The organism is Nocardia sp. NPDC023733, from assembly GCF_040639775.1.
Classification (GTDB): domain Bacteria; phylum Actinomycetota; class Actinomycetes; order Mycobacteriales; family Mycobacteriaceae; genus Nocardia; species Nocardia rosealba.
Map to the genome: position 1 here is coordinate 220,953 of NZ_JBFAAN010000005.1, position 16,089 is coordinate 237,041.

A 16,089-nucleotide genomic window follows, 5' to 3' on the forward strand; every position below is an offset into this window, starting at 1 on the left:
ATTGGCGTCTCCCGCCTGCTGATCGGCCCGCCTAGCGTTTGCGCCGGTGCGGCCGATTAGAGGCCGCCGGTGAGGAGAACACGATGAAGCGAGTACTGGCGGGTGTCGGCGTTTTCGCCGCGATCATGGCGGCGGGCCCCGGAATCGCGGCGGCCGGGGCGGCGGTGGCGCCAGTGGCGGGCCCCGCGGTCGGTTCCACCGAGGATTTCCCCGGTGCTGCCCTGCTTCAGGCGCTCGGACTCGGGTCCTCGCAGCCGTGCGACGGCATCATGCTCGACACGTGCGTGCCGACCGGGCCCGCGAGCGCGCAGCAGGCCATCGCGCAACCGGTCGCCGACAGCGGGTCGGGGCTGCTGAATCAGGACATCAACTCGGTGTTGGGCTATGCGATCGGCTGGTTGGCCAACGGATCGTCGGAGCCGTGCTACAGCTTCGGCCCGAACTGCGCTTGGGAATGAAGCGCGGCGTGGGAATCCGGCGGGTTCTAGCGATAGCGCCCGGCCAGGTCGTCGCCGAGTAGGACGAAAACATCGGTGATCTGGTCGATCAGTTCCACGCGGGTCAGGTCGAGATCGCCCGCGAGCCACGTCGTCAGGGTTTGGGTCAGGCCGCCGACCAGGTAGATCGCGCGGAAATCGACCAGGTTCTGTGGCACCTCGCCGCCGTAGAAACCGGTGCCCTCGGCGGCGACGAGCCGGGCGAACGCGCGAACCGTTCGCGCGGTGCGCGCCCGGAGCTCGGGCGTGGCCATGCCTGCGATGAGTGCGGCGCGGGCCTTGCGTGGGTCGTCGAGCAGGACCGCCACGCCCGCCTCGATCGCCGCATGCGCCTGGGCGCGGCTGTCGGGCGGCGCACCGGCCAGGGCCGCCATGATGGCGGCGGCCAGTTCTTCGGCGATGCGATCGAGCAGTGCTTCGAGCACGCTCTCGCGTCGTTCGAAATTCTCGTAGTAGTAGCGCTCGTTGAGGCCTGCGCGGGCGCACAGCCCGGCGACGGTGAGCTTGGCCTGCCCGTCTTCGGCCAGGATGTCGAGCGCCGCGTCCAGCAGCGCGGTGCGGCGCTGCGCCTGGCGTTGTTCGGCGGAGACGCCCCCGTATGTCCGTTGTGCAGCCACGGGCTCCATTGTGCTGCCACCGTCCGTTCGCGGGTGTTTTGGTAGAGACTCTTGCCAGATTATCAATTCTGGGGGATTCTATTGCCAGATGCACTCGACGAGGAGGCGCGACATGGCCGCACGGCAGGGCGAACCCGGATATTTCGCCGACGATTCGATGATTCGCAGGGTGATGAGCAAGCGCGCGGTCGGCGTCACCTACGGCCTGCGCGCCCTGGTCATCGGTGCGGTGCATCCGCTGCTGTTCGTCGGGACCAGCGAACACACCGCCCACCGGGCGACGCCCTACACCCGCCTGGCGGTCACCGGCGCCCTGTTCGAATCGGTCTTCCTCGGCAGCAAGTCCGAGGCCGACCGTGCTCTCGCCTTCACCCGGCGCAAGCACGAGCGGGTGGTCGGCGCGCTGCCCGAGGACGCGGGCCCACACCACCGGGCGGGCACCACCTACGCGGCCCTCGACCCGCACCTGATGTTCATGACCATGGCCTTCACCTTCGATTCCGCCGAGGTGATGTACGACCGGCTGGTCCGCGAACTCACCCCGACCGAACGCGAGGACCTCTACCGGGACTACGTGCGCTGGGGCGAACTGTTCGGCATGCCGCGCGAGGCCGCCCCCGCCGACTACCCGGCCTTCCGCCGCTACTTCGACGACTACCTCGACTCGACCGAACCGTTCCTCACCGACGAAGCCGAGCTGGTCGGCTCCTACCTGGCCGGCCATCGCAAGGCCTACCGCTTGCGCCCACCCGTCGAACAGGTCGGCAGCGCACTGTATCTGCTGGTCCAGGGCAGTTTGCCGCCGCGTATCCGGCGGATGTACGGCATCGAGTGGGACCTCGCCGACGAACTCGCCCACCGCGCCCTGTGCCGCAGCATCCGCACCGCGCACGTCGCGCCGCCGCTGGCGCCCCGCGTGCTCGCCGGTGCGCTCGCCGGGCGGAGCACCCCGTCCTATCAGCTGCTCGCCCGCCGCGAACAAAACATGATCCGCAAGGGGAAGCCGAGCATGCCGGGTGTCGATCCGCGCAACTGGGTGCAGCGAAATTCCGCTTGAGGGCCGTGGAAAGATTGGGGGCATGTCCAGTCCTGCCCCGGCCGCGACGGCCGAACGTAAGCAGCGGGTGCTGTCGGGCATCCAGCCCACCAGCGACTCCTTCCACCTCGGCAACTACCTGGGTGCGCTGCAGTACTGGGTGACGATGCAGGACGACTACGACGCGCTGTACTTCATCCCCGACCTGCACGCCATCACCGTCAGCCAGGATCCGAAGGCGCTGCGCGCGCGGACCAAAGCCGCTGTCGCCCAGCTGCTCGCCCTCGGTATCGACCCCGAGAAGTCGACCCTGTTCGTGCAGAGCCAGGTGCCCGAGCACGCCGAGCTGTCGTGGGTGCTCAGCTGCATCACCGGTTTCGGTGAGGCGGGCCGGATGACGCAGTTCAAGGACAAGTCCGCCAAGCAGGGTGCCGAGAACGCGACCGTCGGCCTGTTCACCTACCCCGTACTGATGGCCGCCGATATCCTGCTCTACCGCCCGCATCAGGTGCCCGTCGGCGAGGATCAGCGCCAGCACCTCGAGCTCACCCGAAACCTGGCCCAGCGCTTCAACACTCGCTTCAAGAAGACCTTCGTCGTGCCCGAGCCGCACATCGTGAAGGGCACCGCCAAGATCTACGACCTGCAGGATCCGACCGCCAAGATGAGCAAGTCCGCGGCCAGCGACGCCGGGCTCGTCAATCTGCTCGACGATCCGAAGGTCACCGCGAAGAAGGTGCGCTCGGCCGTCACCGACACCGGCCGCGAGATCGTCTACGACCCCGACACCAAGCCGGGCGTGAGCAATCTGCTGGTGATCCTCAGCTCGCTCACCGAAACCCCGATCGTCAGCTTGGAACAGAATTTCGCGGGTAAAGGCTACGGTGAGCTCAAGGCCGAAGTGGCCGACGCGCTGGTCGAATTCGTGACGCCCGTGCAGAAGAAGGTGAAGGACTATCTGTCGGATCAGGCAGAGCTGGACCGGATCCTGGCTTCCGGGGCCGAGCGGGCGCGTGAGATCGCAGGCAACACACTTGCCCAGGTGTACGACCGGGTCGGCTTCCTCGCTCGCTGACCCGGTGCGCACCTGAGGTTTCGGCTGAAGAGGGGCGCGTGTCATGCAGTTGATCGACAACATCTCGGCCACTGTCGAGAAGCAGGTCAAGAGCAGGCCTTGGCTGGATCATCTGGTCCGGGCCGGTGGGCGGTTCCAGCGTCAGCGCGGTGACTACTTCGCCGCGGGCATCACGTATTTCACTGTGCTTTCGCTGTTTCCGCTGTTGATGGTGGCGTTCTCGATCGCGGGTTTCATCCTGGCCGGGCAACCCGACCTGCTGAACGAATTGCAGGGCAAGGTGATCGAGAAGGTTCCCGGTGCCTTCGGTGAGCAGATCAACGACCTCATCAAGCAGGCGGTCGATTCGCGCGGCACCGTCGGTCTGCTCGGTCTGCTGACCGGTCTCTACACCGGTCTCGGCTGGATCGCGAATCTGCGTGCGGCGCTCACCGAGCAGTGGGAGACCCAGACCCCTGACAAACCGTGGTGGCGGGAGAAGCTGTCCGATCTGGGCGCGCTGTTCGGCTTGTTCCTGGCCCTGGTCGTGTCGCTCGGTCTGTCGACGGTCGCCAACAGTGGACTCGCCGCCAAGCTGCTGAAAAGCATCGGTCTCGACGGTGTCCCCGGCGCGTCGGTGGTGTTGTCGTTGGTGTCCATCGCGCTGGGGATGCTCGCCTCCTGGGCGGTGTTCGCCTGGGTGATCGCCCGGCTACCGCGCGAACCGGTGTCGCTGCGCAGTGCGGCGAAGGCGGCGGCCATCGCCGCGGTGGCATTCGAGATCTTCAAGTTCGTCGGTGCCATCTATCTGCGGATGGTGTTGTCGAGCCCGGCGGGCGCCACCTTCGGTTCGATCATCGGTCTGATGGTCTTCAGCTACATCACCTTCCGCATCCTGCTGTTCGCCACCGCGTGGGCCGCGACCTCGTCGGACAACGACCACACCGAGATCGCCCCGCCCGCCCCGGTCGTCATCCAGCCGCGTGTGGTCGACAAGAACCTGTCCACCGGTGCGGGTGCGGCCGCGTTCGGCGCGGGCGCGCTCGCCGCCCTGGCCCTCGTCGTGTTCGGGCGCCGCCGGTAGCTCAGCGACTGCGCCAGGCGCGGCGGGCCAGGAGCAGCAGGGTGAGGATCAGGACCGGGCCCGCGACGAGCGCGGCGATGCGCGCCCCTTCGTGGGCGGACCGCGAGACCTCCGGTCGGCTACCGTCGGCGCGCGGCGGGGGTGAGGCGAGCGGAACGCTCGGCTGGATCATGTCGTCGCCCACTTCGGGCAGCTTGCCGATGCGCGCGTCGGAGTCGAGGGCGAAGCCGTAGTCGAGCAGGCGTGCGGCCTGCTCCCAGGGGCGGATGGGCCGCACGTCGGCCTGCAGGAGGGTGACCACGAGGCGGTGGCCGTCGCGTTCGGCGGCGGCCACGAAGGTCTGGCGGGCGTCGTCGGTGAAGCCGGTCTTGCCGCCGATGGCACCGGGGTAGTTGTAGAGCAGCTGGTTGTCGTTGCCGATGGGGAAGCCCGGGTGGTCCTCGTCGCCGGGGATCTTCGGGTCGGCGGGGTAGCCGGGGAAGTCGACCTGTTCGGTGTGGATGAACTCGGCGAACAGCGGGATCGACATCGCCTCCCGGAACAGCACCGACAGGTCGTAGGCGGAGGTGCTCATCCCCGGGCCGTCGAGACCCGACGGGGTGGCGGCGCGAGTGTCCATGGCGCGCAAGGACTTCGCGAGGTCGTTCATCTTCGCCACGGCCGCCTTGTCGCCACCGAGCTGGGTGGCGATGGCGTGCGCGGCGTCGTTGCCTGAGCACATGATTAGGGCCTGCATGAGCTGACGGTTGGTGTAGCGGCCGCCGGGCCCGATGCCGACACGGGTGCCGTCGACATCGGCGTCGGCCTGGGTGCCGACCACCACCTTGTCCAGGTCGAGGGTGCGCAGGGCGACGACGGCCAGTGCCACCTTGATGGTGCTGGCGGGTCGATAGCGGCCGTGCGGGTCCTTGGCCGCCAGCACCCGTCCGGTGTCGAGGTCCGACACCATCCACGCGGTCGCCGAGATGTCGGCGGGCAGCGCTGGGGCGCCGTCGGGCAGCACGACACCGCACGCGCCGAGCCGCTCCCCGCCGATCGGTGTGCCGGGCACCGGCAGCTCGGCCGGTGCCGATTCGCCCGGCGCCGGGACCTCCGAGGAGTCGATCGGGGCCGGTGGCCTGGTCTTCTGCGGGCAGCTGTCGGTGTTGGGCGTGGTGAACGGGGTGGTGGTGGTCGAGCCGGTGGGGCTGGGCTGGGCCTGTGCGGGGCCGAGCGTGAGAGCGGCCGCGGTGGCGGCGGCGCCGAGGAAGCAGGCGGCGCGCACGCCGTGTTCGCGGATCTTCATCAGCGCAGAGCCTAGCGAGCCGGCACGCCGACTTCCCGTCGAGTCCGTCCACCTATTGACACCCACCACTAAATGGTAGTTACTAACAAATGACAGTAGCTCTCATTTGGAGGAGATATGCGAACCGACGACACCCGTCGCTGGCTGGCGCTCGGAGCGCTCGCCGTGGCGATGGTCACGATCGGGCTCGACGTCACCGTGCTGACGGTGGCCATTCCCACCCTCGCCGTCGACCTCGACGCGAATACCGCTGCGCTGCAATGGTTCAGCAGCGCCTACACGCTCGCCCTCGCCGCGTTGATGCTGCCCGCGGGTGCGCTGGGCGACCGCTACGGGCGCAAGAAGGTCCTGCTGTGCGCGCTCGTGCTGTTCGGCCTCGCCTCGCTGGGCTGTGCCTTCGCGACCACCGCCGGGCAGCTCATCGCCGCGCGCGTGGTGCTCGGTATCGCCGCGGCCGCGATGATGCCGCTGTCGATGGCGGTGATCCCGGTGCTGTTCACCGACCAGGGGCAACGCCAGCGCGCGCTCACGGTGTGGGTCACCTCGACTGCCCTCGGGTTGCCGCTCGGACCCGTCGTCGGTGGCTGGCTGCTGCGCAACTTCTGGTGGGGTTCGGTCTTCCTCATCAATGTGCCGCTGGTGATCCTCGGCACGCTCGCCGTCCTCTTTCTCGTACCGGAATCGCGCGGCGACAAGGCCTTTCGCATCGACCTGCCCGGTGCCGTGCTGGCGGCGGCCGGAATGCTCGGGCTCACCTACGGTTTCATCCGGATCGGCGAATACGGATGGGGTGATGCGGCGGCCTGGGCGATGATCGTCGCCGGTCTCGGTGCGCTCGCCGTGTTCGGGTGGTGGCAGCGAAGGGCCGCGTATCCGCTGATCGATACGGCGCTGTTCGCCTCGCCCGGATTCCGCTGGGGCACAGCTATTTCGCTGATGGTCAGCTTCGCCATGTTCGGCATGTTCTTCACCGTGCCGCAATACTTCCAGGCCGTCCTCGGTGTCGACGCGCTCGGCAGCGGACTGCGGTTGCTGCCGATGATCGGCGGGCTGGTGATCGGCAGCAGGCTGGTGGATCTGCTGCTGCCGCGCTGGGGTATCCGGGCGGTGCTCATCGCCGGATTCCTTGTGCTCGCGGCCGGCATCGGCCTCGGCGCGCTCACCCGCGTCGACAGCGGTTACGGACTCACCGCCACGTGGACGACGATTCTCGGCGCGGGCATGGGAATGGTGATGCCCGCGGCCATGGGATTGGCGATGAGCGAGCTCGACACCGCGCGGTCCGGTTCGGGTTCGGCGCTGCTGCAAGCACTTCGGCAGGCCGGCGGCACCATCGGTGTCGCCGTGCTCGGCACCGTACTCGCCACCGTCTACCGCGCCGATCTCGGCGAACTGAACCGGCCGCCGATCTCCGACGGAGTCAATGCGGGAGTCACCGCGACCGCACACGACCCCGTCGCGCTGCACGAGGTGCGGCACGCTTTCGTGCTCGGCATGGACACCATGCTCGGCGTGTGCGCGGTGGGATGTCTGCTCGCGGCTGTCCTGGTCGCGCTGGCCTTCGGGCGGCGCCACGCCGTGACAGCCGACGATGCGGCAGAATCGCTGCATGTCGGTTGAGACGTCGTTGCGCGCGCGGAAGAAGGAGCGGACCCGTCGAACCATCCGGCTCGAGGCGTTCCGCCTGTTCCGGGAGCAGGGCTACACCGAGACGACCGTCGAACAGATCGCCGCGGCCGCCGAGGTCTCCCCGAGCACCTTCTTCCGCTACTTCCCGACCAAGGAACAGCTCGTCATGGCCGACGACCAGGATGCGCTGATGATCGAGGCGCTGGCGGCGCAACCGCGGGGTCAGAACCCGCTCACCGCGGTCCGCCGGGCCACCGAGGCGGTGTACGCCTCGATGTCGGCCGAGGATGCCGCCTTCGAACAGGAACGGCAGAAGCTGCTCTACCACCTGCCGGAACTGCGCTCGGCGATCGGCCTGGAATTCCAGCGAAGCATCGACCTGGCCGCCCAGTTGCTCGCCGATTACACCGGCCGCCCCGTCGACGACTTCGAGGTGCGGGTGGCGGCCGGGGCGATGGTCGGTGCGATGCTCGGCATCGTCACCACCGGGCCGGTCGACGCGACCAAGGTCGGCCACGCCCTCGACCTGCTCGAGGCGGGCCTGCCGTTCGACGACGACAGGCCGACGACCTCCTAGTCGGCCTTGCCGTGCTGCACCGGGCAGCCGTGCGCCAGCGGGCCGAGCAGCTGGTTGTTGTCGTAGAAGTGCTCGAGCTCGACGATGCGCAGGTCCTCGGTGACGCGGGCGATGGTCACGCCGTACATCTCGATCTGCTCACCGGTGGGCTGGTGGCCCTTGTACTCGCCGTCGTACTTGCCCCAGTGCCGCCAGCGGAAGCTCACCGTCGGCGGGCCCGACAGCACCTCGAGCACCTCCCAGAAGAAGCCGCCGGGGAAGGCCGTGTGGAAGACCTTGTGCGAGGACTCGAAGGTCTCGTTCGCCGACTCGTAGTACGGGTTGTCGCCGATCAGGATGTTGTAGCTGCCGATCCGCGCGAATTCCTCCGCGTCCTGCCACACACCGCCGTTGACCCGGCCGCGGTACTGCTCGGCGACCACCGACAGCCAGGTGGCGGGGTCGGCCTTGTGCGAGACCTCCATCTCGAAGACCTTCACCAGGTCCTCGACGATGGCCTCGAGCGAACCGGGCGCGTGCTGGGCGACGCGCTCGCGGGGGATCACCTCGTGGCTCAGTTCGTAGTCGGGAACGTTGCCGCGCCACTGGTCGGGAGTCGCCGCGGCGATCACCGCCTCGCGGCCCTGCAGCCACAGCGGGGCCTCCGGCTCGGGATTCTGATCGTCGCGCGTATCAGTCACGTCCACAGTCATATTCGGTCTACCCGACCCTTTCGCAAAGCTTGAAGAACGGGTCGAACCTACCGCCGCGACTTTGCCCGCGCGCACCGTGGTCCCATTATGTGAGACGCACGGAATTGCCAAGTATATTCTGCGCCAACGGTTTACAGCCGACTATGCGGCGGGGTGGGCACGCCCGCCGAGTCGAGCCGGGGTGTCGTCGTCCATGGTCGCGAAGAATTCGCCGAGCACGTCCACGAGCTGATCCACCGAATCCGCACAGAACAGCACCGGCTGATAATGGGTGATGTCGTAGCTGATGGTGCCCATCTGCGCCACGTCGAGCGGACGCAGCGTCGCCTGACGGAATTCGTCGATCTCGCCATAGGACGACAGCAAACCCGCTCCGTAACAACGGATCTGTCCGTCTTCGCGAACCACGCCGAATTCCAGCGAGAACCAGAACACGTCGGCGAGGAACTTCAGCGCGACATCGGTCTCCAGCCGCCCGACCGCCGCGCCGACGGTCTCGTACAGACTCGCGAAGCGCGGACTCGCCAGCTGATTGGCGTGCCCGATGATCTCGTGGATCGCATCGGGTTCCGGCGTGTACAGCGGGGCCGAATGGTGGCGGATGTACTGGGTGGAGTGGAAGGTGCGGTCCGCGAACGAACCGAAGAACTCACGCAGCGGAACCAGCCCGGCGGCGGGCACGTACCGGAAACCGGTGAGTGGATGCAGCAGCCGCGAGACCTCGTCGAGCTGGGGGATGTGATCGCGCGGCAGGGCGAGCCGGGCGGACGCCTCGCGCACCTCACGGCAGGCGTACACCTCGTGCTTGCGGGCCAACTCGGCCGAGGCGATCCGCCAGACCTGCTGCTCGTCGTCGGTGTAGTCGACGTGCGGGACGTGTTTGCCCGGCTGGTAGTCGAGGGCGAGCGCGGCGATGGCATTGCGCCTGGCGCGGTAGTGCTCGTCGTCGACGCCGGGGTGGTCGTCACTCAGGTGCACAGTGACGTCGCCGTCGCGCTCGCGCGTCACCGGCGAATACAGCTGGGCCTCGGTGAACATGCCTCAAGGCAAGCACCGCTGGCGCGTCGCGACAACACACCGGTGCGCAACTACGCAAACTGCACAGTTCGCCCGCCCGAATTCGGTAACGACGCGGTGAAACGGCGGACGCGCCGACCGCGCATCACGCAAGATTGCGTTTGTACCCGAGGAGGATGCTTGCGAAGCCTGCGGATAGATCTCGATCAAGAACTGCTGGATGCCGCTGCCGAGATCATGGGAACGGCCGACAGCAACACCACCGTCAACGAGGCATTGCGGCGGATCGTCGTGCACGAGCGCCAGCTGCGCAACCTCGAACGGCTGATGGCCGACTCGGTGTTCAGTCCGGAACCGCACGATATCGACACGGATTCGCCCGCGGTGGCTGAGCGGTAGCCGAACCTGTCGGTGCCCTCTGCGAGTATCGGTCTCGTCACCGATGACGTAGGGGGGAATGTGTCGGTACCGATCGCGAATCTGCCCGTCGCCCAGCGCCCGCGTGAGCGTTTGCTCGCGCTCGGCCCACACGTGCTCACCGACGCCGAATTGCTCGCGCTGCTGCTCGGTCAGGGCACGCGTGGGCAGTCCGCACTCGAACTCGCCGCCCACCTGCTCGCCGAATACGGCGGCCTGGCCGAACTTGCCGCCGCCCGCCCCGAGGAGCTGGCATCGCAGGCCGGGATCGGCCCGGCCAAGGCCGCCGCCGTGATCGCCGCGTTCCACCTCGGCACCCGCTCACGAACCAGCGAACCGGTACCGAGGCTCACCGCACCCGACGACATCGCACGCGCCGCCGCCCCGCTGTTCGCCGGCGCCCGCGTGGAACGCCTGCTCGTCCTGATCTGCGATACCCAGAACCGCCTGCGCCACCGGGTTTTCGTCGCCGAGGGCGCCATCGACCACGTAGCGGTCCCCGTCCGCGAAATCCTCAACACCGTCCTGCGCCACGATGGCCGAGCCTTCGCCGTAGTCCACAACCACCCCTCCGGCGACCCCGCCCCCAGCCCGGACGACCGCCGAGCCAGCACCCTCCTGTACCAGGCCGCCGCCACAGTCGGCCTCCGCTACCTCGACCACGTCGTCATAGCGGGCGAGAATTGGGCGACGGCCGCACCGTATCCGTGACCGTCTTCGCCACGTCAGCCGGTGTAGCCGAAGACCGGGTAGTGGTCGCTGTAGTCGGTGTAGGTGTAGGTGGTGCCGTCGGCGGTGACGCTCCAGCTCGGGCTCTTGGCTCGGCGGGTTTCGTTGACATAGCGGTCGGGCACCGGGTGGCCCTTGATGGGGAGCACGTAATCGAGGTGCTCCGAGGCGTATTCGGGGCCGTACTGGTCGCGGCAGACGGAGTTGTCCGCGCAGTCCCAGGAGAACGCGTGACCGGTGTGCTGGGGGCCTACGGCACCGAGATCGGCCAGCATGGCGCCGTATTCGGGGCTGGCTTCGATCACGTTCATATCGCCCGCGACATACACCGGCTCATCGGCCGGAATCCGCTCCGCCGCGAGGAAGGCCTTGATCTGTGCGCGCTGTTTCGCCCGCACCTGACCGGGTTGGCCCGAGCTGCACCCGTCGTCCTCGGACTGCATGTGCGTGCCGATCACGTGCACCGGACCGCCGGGCGCGGCGAGCTTCACATACGCGAAGCCCTTGTTGGAGAACCAGTCCGCGCCACATGCGTCCTTGTACACGAACTGCACCTTGCGGCTGATCGGCCACCGGCTCGCGATCGCGACACCGCCGTCCTCGGGTGTGGTGGCGGAGTAGGAGCCCTGGGTGGCGTCCCAGCCGGAGCGGGTGCGCCCGACCACCGGGGTCTGATTCGGGAAGTCCCGCTTCAGGTTGTTCAGCAACTGGTCGCCCGCCTCGTTGTGGAACAGCTCTTGAAGCACCACGACGTCCTGCCCCGCGAGGACGTTCTGCTGCGAGATGAGGTCGGCGCGCTGCTCCTGCCCCCAGTTCGGGTAGAGGGCCTCGGCGAGCATGAAGACGTTGTAGGAGGCGATCTTCGGATCTGACTTCGGCGCCGCATCCGCGGGGACGGCGACGGGCAGGAGGGCGGCTGCGCCACAGACCACGGCGAGTGTCAATCGTTTGAACATGAGGCAGTTTGGTCACATGACCAGTTCTGCGGCGACCGCTCGAGCGTCCCGACATCGAATCGTTACACGAAACGTAAATTTGTAAGCCCTGGTTCAGGACCTGTTGGTGCCGAGTGCGGCCTATCGATACCGGGCGGCCGCGTCGAGGACGGCGGTGCGATAGGAGCGGCCGAACAGGACGGCGTGAACCAGGAGCAGGGGAAGTTGATGGAGTGGGATGCGCTCCTGCCAGCCCGCCTCGAGCTGATGGATTTCGTTGTAGGCGGCGATGATTCGGGAGAGGTGGGGCGCGCCGCCGAAGAGGAAGAGCGTGGCCAGGTCGGTTTCGCGGTGGCCACCGTGCGCGGCGGGATCGATCAGCCATGGGGTGTCGGACGGGCCCCAGAGAATATTGCCGGGCCAGAGGTCACCGTGGATTCGGGACGGCGGTTCGGCGGGGGCTTCGAGGTGGATCGACTCGACGGTGGTGGCGTCGGCCGGGTCGAGTGCGCCCGCGTCGACGGCGAGCCGCAGGAGCGGAAGAATTCGGCGCTCCCGGAACCAGGTCGGCCAGTCGTGGCCGGGGGTGTTGTCCTGCGGCAGGCTCCCGAGGTAACCGTCGACGGGAGCGCCGAATTCGGCCGTGTCGGCGTTGTGGAGACGAGCCAGTCCCGTGCCGAATCGTTCGGCGGCGGCCGGGGAGGGTTCGGCATGGTCGACCCATTCCATGAGCAGCAGGTCGTCGGAGACGGCGTAGACCTGGGGGATAGCGACACCGCCCGCCTCCTGCAGCCAGCGCAGGCCGCGTGCTTCGGCTGCGAAGAATCCCGGCGGTGCGGCAGTCGGCGTGCCGTCGGTAGGCGCGGCCGAGATACCGCCGGGCCAGGTCTTGAGGAACAGCTGGGTGCCGTCGTCGAGGCCGATGCGCTCGGCCACCGCGATCGACCCACCGCCGACCGGGGTGGTGCGCAGGCGCTGATGCGCGAGGAAGGTCGGCAGCAGGTGCGGGTTGGCTCGCAGGTACGGCAAGTCCACGCCGCCATCTTGCCCAGCGGAGTCGGCGCGCGCACGGATTCACGCCATCTCGCCGACCAGGTTTCATAAACAGGTATTACTAAAACCTGTTCACAAATAGGTGCCACGTGGTTTTATCGATCCGAACGTGTTCTACGTCACGTTCTGGAGTCAGCCGAAGGAGACACCGTGACCAGCACCGATATCCCCGCGGGATTCGATTTCACCGATCCCGACCTGCTCGCCGAGCGTCTGCCGATCGAGGAGTTCGCGCAACTGCGGCGCACGGCGCCGGTCTGGTGGTGCGCGCAGCCCGACCGGGCCAGCGGCTTCGACGACGGCGGCTACTGGGTGGTGTCGACGCTGGCCGACATCAAGGAGATCTCGAAGAACCCCGAGGACTTCTCCTCACACGAGAACACCGCCATCATCCGGTTCAACGAGGAAACCACCCGCGAGCAGATCGACATGCTCGCCAACATGCTCATGCTGAACCTGGATCCGCCGCAGCACACCAAGATCCGGCGCATCGTGTCCAAGGGATTCACTCCCCGCGCGGTGGAGAACCTGCGCGCCGCGCTCACCGAACGGGCCGAACGCATCGTCTGGGAGGCCAAGAAATCCGGCCGGGGCGATTTCGTGCAGCAGGTCGCGTGCGAGCTGCCCCTGCAGGCCATCGCCGAACTGCTCGGCGTGCCGCAGGAAGACCGGATGAAGCTGTTCGACTGGACGAACCAGATGATCTCCTACGACGACCCGGAGTTCGAGGGCAATCACCACACCGCCACCGCCGAGGTGATGGGCTACGCCTGGAACATGGCCGAGCAGCGGCGCGGTTGTCCGGCCTCCGACATCGTGACCCAGTTGGTGAACGCCGATGTAGACGGCGAGCACCTCGGCTCCGACGAGTTCGCGTTCTTCGTCATCCTGCTGGCGGTGGCCGGCAACGAGACCACCCGTAACTCGATCACCCACGGCATGAAGGCCTTCGTCGACAACCCTGAGCAGTGGGAGATCTACAAGGACCAGCGGCCGCGCACCGCGCCCGACGAGATCGTGCGCTGGGCCACCCCCGTGACCGCCTTCCAGCGCACCGCGACCCGCGACCTCGAGTTGGGCGGACAGCAGATCAAGAAGGGCCAGCGCCTCGGATTGTTCTACAGCTCGGCCAATTTCGACGAGACCGCTTTCACCGACCCGTTCCGGTTCGATGTGCTGCGCAACCCCAATCCGCACGTCGGGTTCGGTGGCACCGGAACCCACTACTGTGTCGGCGCGAATCTGGCCCGCCTGGAGATCGACCTGATGTTCAATGCTCTTGCCGACGCGATGCCGAATCTGCGTCAGGTCGCCGAACCGGTGCGCTTGCGCAGCGGCTGGCTCAACGGCATCAAGCGGTGGGAAGTCGAATACTCTTGAGCCCGAACAGTAGCGAGGGGGTGGCTGGTTGACGGGCAAGGCGCGCGGGCGGGCACCCGTCGTGGCCGACGCCGATATCCGGCGGGTCGCGCGGGGGCTGCTGGCCGAGCACGGCCCCGACGCGGTCACCCTGCGGGCCATCGCGCGCGAACTCGGCGTCACCGCGCCCGCGCTGTACCGGCACTACGACTCCCGCGACGAGCTGATCGAGCGGTTGCGCGTGGAATTCTGTGCCGACCTCGCCGACAACCTGTCGGCGGGCATCGCGGACCTGCCCGACGACGGCGCGGTGCAGTTCCTCGCGATCTGCCGCGGCTTCCGCCGGTGGGCGCTGGCCAACCCCAGGGAATTCACCCTGGTGTTCGCCTCGCCCACCTCCAGTCGCGCCATGCTCCGCCGCTTCGACGAACCCTTCGGCCGGATCTTCCTCGCCGCCGCGGGCCGGTTGCTGGCCAGTTTCGAGATCGCCACCCCGCCCGGCGAATCCATCCCCGTCGAACTCCGTGACGACTTGATCGACTTCCAGACCGAACTGCTCGCCATGCTCTCGGATTCGGGTCAGAAGTTCCCCGCCGAGAAACTGGATCTCGGCGTCACCTACGTGATGGTGCAGACCTGGGTTCGTCTGTTCGGCCACGTCACCCTCGAGGTGTTCGGCAACTATCCCATTCCCCTCACCGACCCCGAAGTCATGTTCGACACCATGCTCGCCGACCTGGCCCGCACCACCGGTTTCGCGTAATCACCGCTGGGCGGGCATGCGATCCCGCGCGGCCGGAGTGAGTGAACCCGTCGCCCAGATCGCGAAGCCGATGTACAGCAGTTGTTCCGGGATGCGCTGCCACAGGGGAGACGCGGGTTCGCCTGCGAAGGTGACGTTTTCGACGGCCGCGTAGATATTGGCGGGCAGCAGCAGTACGAACAGTGGCACCAGTGCCCAGCCCGCCATCTGGCGCGTCCGGGTGAGGACCAGGCCGACGGCCGCGAGCAGTTCCAGCACGCCGGTGAACAGCACCATGAATCCGGGGAACGGAACGAACGACGGCACCATCGCCACCAGGTCGCCGTAGTTGGGCATCACGGTGACGCTCGACGGCATGAAATGGGCGGAACCGGTCATCATCAGCATGACGGCCAGTGCGTGCGCGGCAGCCGCGGACCAAGAGGCGAACCGGCTGACGCCCAGCGCCCCCAGTGCCCGGAAGCCGAGGAGCGAGACGAGAAGAACGACGACGATCACGGCGACTCCATAGTAGATAGTGACACTGTCTATTGTGGATAGTAGCGCTATCTATTACTTCGTCAAGTCTGCCCGCGCAACCTGCTGCCCCGCGATTAGTTCGGTAGCCGCGCACCGTCGTAGTAATCGACACACTCACCGCTCACCGAGGAGAAGTATCGATGAGGAAGATCACCGCCGGTCTGTTCATGTCTCTCGACGGCGTGATCGCCGACCCACAGGACTGGCATTTCCCCTACTTCGACGACGCCATGGGAGCCGCGGTCGACGCCCAGCTCGGTAGCGCCGACACCCTCCTGCTCGGCCGGGTGACCTACGACAGCTTCGCCGGCGCATGGCCCGGCCGGGAAGCCGAGGGCGGACCCGACGCGGCGTTCGCGAAAAAGCTCGGCGACGCCCGAAAACTCGTGGTCACCCATCAGAACCCCAACTTCTCGTGGCGTAACTCCGAGCGCCTCGACGGCGAACTGACCGAGGCCACAAGTGAGCTGAGGCAGGCCGAAGGCGGGGACATCGCCATCAGCGGCTCGGTCTCGGTAGTCCGCCAACTCCTGGCCGTGGGCCTCCTGGACGAGCTGCACCTCCTGGTCCACCCGATCGTCGTCGGCAAAGGCGAGCGCCTCTTCGAGGACGGGACGACGATTCCACTCCGCCTACTCTCCTCGGAGACCTTCGAGACCGGCGTGCTGCACCTGGTCTACACCAAAGACGACACCACCCCAACCGGCTCCTACGAAGACGCAAAACTCCACCTCACGAAGGATGAGTAACGACAAAGGCCGCCTTCATCCGAAGATGGAGGCGGCCTTCGCGGGAGTTGGGGAGGTCAGCGGGCGAACAGGAGCGC

General features: G+C 67.4%; 18 protein-coding genes. 11 read left to right on the forward strand and 7 right to left on the reverse strand.

The annotated features are described in order from the left end of the window. Positions 1-83 precede the first annotated feature (83 nt). Complete coding sequence (locus AB0F86_RS21275; RefSeq protein ID WP_181697591.1) at positions 84-458, forward strand: hypothetical protein; 375 nt, start codon at positions 84-86, stop codon at positions 456-458. 26 nt (positions 459-484) lie between these two features. Here AB0F86_RS21275 and AB0F86_RS21280 read toward each other — a convergent pair whose 3' ends face one another. Further along, positions 485-1,123, reverse strand: coding sequence for a TetR/AcrR family transcriptional regulator (locus tag AB0F86_RS21280; protein ID WP_356984902.1), 639 nt, complete (start codon positions 1,121-1,123; stop codon positions 485-487). Between the two features lie 103 nt (positions 1,124-1,226). On the opposite strand from AB0F86_RS21280, the gene AB0F86_RS21285 reads away from it, so the two are divergent. Genes AB0F86_RS21285 through yhjD form a run of 3 tightly spaced genes read left to right on the forward strand, consistent with a single transcriptional unit; the run spans position 1,227 to position 4,288 of the window. After that, positions 1,227-2,171 (forward strand): oxygenase MpaB family protein, encoded by a 945-nt coding sequence (locus AB0F86_RS21285; RefSeq protein ID WP_356984901.1) that lies wholly within the window; start codon positions 1,227-1,229, stop codon positions 2,169-2,171. Positions 2,172-2,193: 22 nt separating this feature from the next. Continuing rightward, positions 2,194-3,225 carry a tryptophan--tRNA ligase gene (trpS, locus tag AB0F86_RS21290; protein WP_181697589.1) on the forward strand — a complete coding sequence of 344 codons (1,032 nt, stop codon included), beginning with the start codon at positions 2,194-2,196 and terminating at the stop codon, positions 3,223-3,225. A gap of 43 nt (positions 3,226-3,268) precedes the next feature. Further along, positions 3,269-4,288: an inner membrane protein YhjD gene (gene yhjD, locus AB0F86_RS21295; RefSeq protein WP_181697588.1), complete on the forward strand. Its 1,020-nt coding sequence runs from the start codon at positions 3,269-3,271 to the stop codon at positions 4,286-4,288. A 1-nt stretch (position 4,289) separates the two neighbouring features. On the opposite strand, the gene AB0F86_RS21300 is transcribed toward yhjD, so the two are convergent. Next, the gene (locus AB0F86_RS21300) at positions 4,290-5,573 is read right to left on the reverse strand and encodes a D-alanyl-D-alanine carboxypeptidase family protein (protein WP_356984900.1); all 1,284 of its coding nucleotides are present in this window, start codon (positions 5,571-5,573) and stop codon (positions 4,290-4,292) included. Positions 5,574-5,690: 117 nt separating this feature from the next. Between AB0F86_RS21300 and AB0F86_RS21305 the strand changes: the two genes are divergently transcribed. Next, positions 5,691-7,193 carry an MFS transporter gene (locus tag AB0F86_RS21305; protein ID WP_356984899.1) on the forward strand — a complete coding sequence of 501 codons (1,503 nt, stop codon included), beginning with the start codon at positions 5,691-5,693 and terminating at the stop codon, positions 7,191-7,193. After that, positions 7,183-7,779, forward strand: coding sequence for a TetR family transcriptional regulator (locus AB0F86_RS21310; protein WP_181697586.1), 597 nt, complete (start codon positions 7,183-7,185; stop codon positions 7,777-7,779). Before AB0F86_RS21305 ends, AB0F86_RS21310 begins: the two co-directional genes overlap by 11 nt. Here AB0F86_RS21310 and AB0F86_RS21315 read toward each other — a convergent pair. After that, complete coding sequence (locus tag AB0F86_RS21315; RefSeq protein WP_356984898.1) at positions 7,776-8,459, reverse strand: ester cyclase; 684 nt, start codon at positions 8,457-8,459, stop codon at positions 7,776-7,778. The two genes, AB0F86_RS21310 and AB0F86_RS21315, sit on opposite strands and share 4 nt — an antisense overlap. Before the next feature lie 153 nt (positions 8,460-8,612). Further along, complete coding sequence (locus tag AB0F86_RS21320; RefSeq protein WP_356984897.1) at positions 8,613-9,509, reverse strand: phenylalanine 4-monooxygenase; 897 nt, start codon at positions 9,507-9,509, stop codon at positions 8,613-8,615. Positions 9,510-9,668: 159 nt separating this feature from the next. Here AB0F86_RS21320 and AB0F86_RS21325 point away from each other — a divergent pair, with 159 nt between their 5' ends. Together AB0F86_RS21325 and radC are read left to right on the forward strand one after the other, a co-directional pair. Then, the gene (locus tag AB0F86_RS21325; RefSeq protein ID WP_067641359.1) at positions 9,669-9,887 is read left to right on the forward strand and encodes a type II toxin-antitoxin system VapB family antitoxin; all 219 of its coding nucleotides are present in this window, start codon (positions 9,669-9,671) and stop codon (positions 9,885-9,887) included. Positions 9,888-9,947: 60 nt separating this feature from the next. After that, entirely contained in the window at positions 9,948-10,616 is a 669-nt protein-coding gene (gene radC, locus AB0F86_RS21330; protein ID WP_356984896.1) for a DNA repair protein RadC, read from the forward strand. A 14-nt stretch (positions 10,617-10,630) separates the two neighbouring features. Here radC and sph read toward each other — a convergent pair whose 3' ends face one another. Next, positions 10,631-11,590 carry a sphingomyelin phosphodiesterase gene (gene sph / locus AB0F86_RS21335; RefSeq protein ID WP_356984895.1) on the reverse strand — a complete coding sequence of 320 codons (960 nt, stop codon included), beginning with the start codon at positions 11,588-11,590 and terminating at the stop codon, positions 10,631-10,633. A 120-nt stretch (positions 11,591-11,710) separates the two neighbouring features. Further along, positions 11,711-12,604 (reverse strand): fructosamine kinase family protein, encoded by an 894-nt coding sequence (locus tag AB0F86_RS21340; protein ID WP_356984894.1) that lies wholly within the window; start codon positions 12,602-12,604, stop codon positions 11,711-11,713. A 168-nt stretch (positions 12,605-12,772) separates the two neighbouring features. Between AB0F86_RS21340 and AB0F86_RS21345 the strand changes: the two genes are divergently transcribed. Further along, positions 12,773-14,002, forward strand: coding sequence for a cytochrome P450 (locus tag AB0F86_RS21345; RefSeq protein WP_181697581.1), 1,230 nt, complete (start codon positions 12,773-12,775; stop codon positions 14,000-14,002). Between the two features lie 28 nt (positions 14,003-14,030). Further along, complete coding sequence (locus AB0F86_RS21350; RefSeq protein ID WP_181697580.1) at positions 14,031-14,744, forward strand: TetR/AcrR family transcriptional regulator; 714 nt, start codon at positions 14,031-14,033, stop codon at positions 14,742-14,744. Here the strand turns inward: AB0F86_RS21350 and AB0F86_RS21355 are convergent, their stop codons facing one another. Next, complete coding sequence (locus tag AB0F86_RS21355) at positions 14,745-15,242, reverse strand: hypothetical protein (RefSeq protein ID WP_356984893.1); 498 nt, start codon at positions 15,240-15,242, stop codon at positions 14,745-14,747. A 161-nt stretch (positions 15,243-15,403) separates the two neighbouring features. Between AB0F86_RS21355 and AB0F86_RS21360 the strand changes: the two genes are divergently transcribed. Further along, positions 15,404-16,012: a dihydrofolate reductase family protein gene (locus AB0F86_RS21360; protein WP_356984892.1), complete on the forward strand. Its 609-nt coding sequence runs from the start codon at positions 15,404-15,406 to the stop codon at positions 16,010-16,012. Positions 16,013-16,089 lie beyond the last annotated feature (77 nt).